Annotated in this window: 1 rRNA gene; it reads right to left on the reverse strand. The window is 57.9% G+C overall.

The annotated features are described in order from the left end of the window. Positions 1-108: 108 nt before the first annotated feature. Positions 109-1634, reverse strand: a 16S ribosomal RNA gene (locus ACH436_RS20635). Positions 1635-1744: the final 110 nt, after the last annotated feature.

Genomic DNA, 1744 nt, shown 5'->3' on the forward strand with positions numbered 1-1744 from the left:
ACGGCGCCTACGATGGTCTGCCTGACCCCCACCCCACCACCGACACCCACCAGAAAACCCGGCAGGCACCAGCCGCGAAGCTTCGCGGGGGTATCAGATGCTCCTTAGAAAGGAGGTGATCCAGCCGCACCTTCCGGTACGGCTACCTTGTTACGACTTAGTCCCAATCGCCAGTCCCACCTTCGACCACTCCCCCCGGAAAACCGGTTGGGCCATGAGCTTCGGGTGTTACCAACTTTCGTGACTTGACGGGCGGTGTGTACAAGGCCCGGGAACGTATTCACCGCAGCGTTGCTGATCTGCGATTACTAGCGACTCCGACTTCATGGGGTCGAGTTGCAGACCCCAATCCGAACTGAGACCGGCTTTTTGGGATTCGCTCCACCTTACGGTATCGCAGCCCTCTGTACCGGCCATTGTAGCATGCGTGAAGCCCAAGACATAAGGGGCATGATGATTTGACGTCATCCCCACCTTCCTCCGAGTTGACCCCGGCAGTCTCCCATGAGTCCCCGGCATAACCCGCTGGCAACATAGGACGAGGGTTGCGCTCGTTGCGGGACTTAACCCAACATCTCACGACACGAGCTGACGACAACCATGCACCACCTGTGTACGAGTGTCCAAAGAGTCCGCTATCTCTAGCGTGTTCTCGTACATGTCAAGCCTTGGTAAGGTTCTTCGCGTTGCATCGAATTAATCCGCATGCTCCGCCGCTTGTGCGGGCCCCCGTCAATTCCTTTGAGTTTTAGCCTTGCGGCCGTACTCCCCAGGCGGGGCACTTAATGCGTTAGCTGCGGCACGGAACTCGTGGAATGAGCCCCACACCTAGTGCCCAACGTTTACGGCATGGACTACCAGGGTATCTAATCCTGTTCGCTCCCCATGCTTTCGCTCCTCAGCGTCAGTTGCGGCCCAGAGACCTGCCTTCGCCATCGGTGTTCCTCCTGATATCTGCGCATTCCACCGCTACACCAGGAATTCCAGTCTCCCCTACCGCACTCTAGTCTGCCCGTACCCGATGCAAGCCCGAGGTTGAGCCTCGGGATTTCACACCAGACGCGACAGACCGCCTACGAGCTCTTTACGCCCAATAATTCCGGACAACGCTTGCGCCCTACGTATTACCGCGGCTGCTGGCACGTAGTTAGCCGGCGCTTCTTCTGCAGGTACCGTCACTTGCGCTTCTTCCCTGCTGAAAGAGGTTTACAACCCGAAGGCCGTCATCCCTCACGCGGCGTCGCTGCATCAGGCTTTCGCCCATTGTGCAATATTCCCCACTGCTGCCTCCCGTAGGAGTCTGGGCCGTGTCTCAGTCCCAGTGTGGCCGGTCGCCCTCTCAGGCCGGCTACCCGTCGACGCCTTGGTAGGCCATCACCCCACCAACAAGCTGATAGGCCGCGAGCCCATCCCCCACCGAAAAACTTTCCAACCCACACCATGCGATGCGAGCTCATATCCGGTATTAGACCCCGTTTCCAAGGCTTATCCCGAAGTGGAGGGCAGGTTGCTCACGTGTTACTCACCCGTTCGCCACTGATCCATCCCAGCAAGCTGGGACTTCACCGTTCGACTTGCATGTGTTAAGCACGCCGCCAGCGTTCGTCCTGAGCCAGGATCAAACTCTCCGTAAAAGAAGAGAAACACCACGAACCCCCAAAAGAGCCCGCAGCATTCAACGATACTGGCCAGACCAAGCTGAACTGCTCAGTCCGATCCAAAGGAACCACAAAGGGTTCAAAAA

Source organism: Isoptericola sp. NPDC019693, from assembly GCF_044389085.1.
Taxonomy (GTDB): domain Bacteria; phylum Actinomycetota; class Actinomycetes; order Actinomycetales; family Cellulomonadaceae; genus Isoptericola.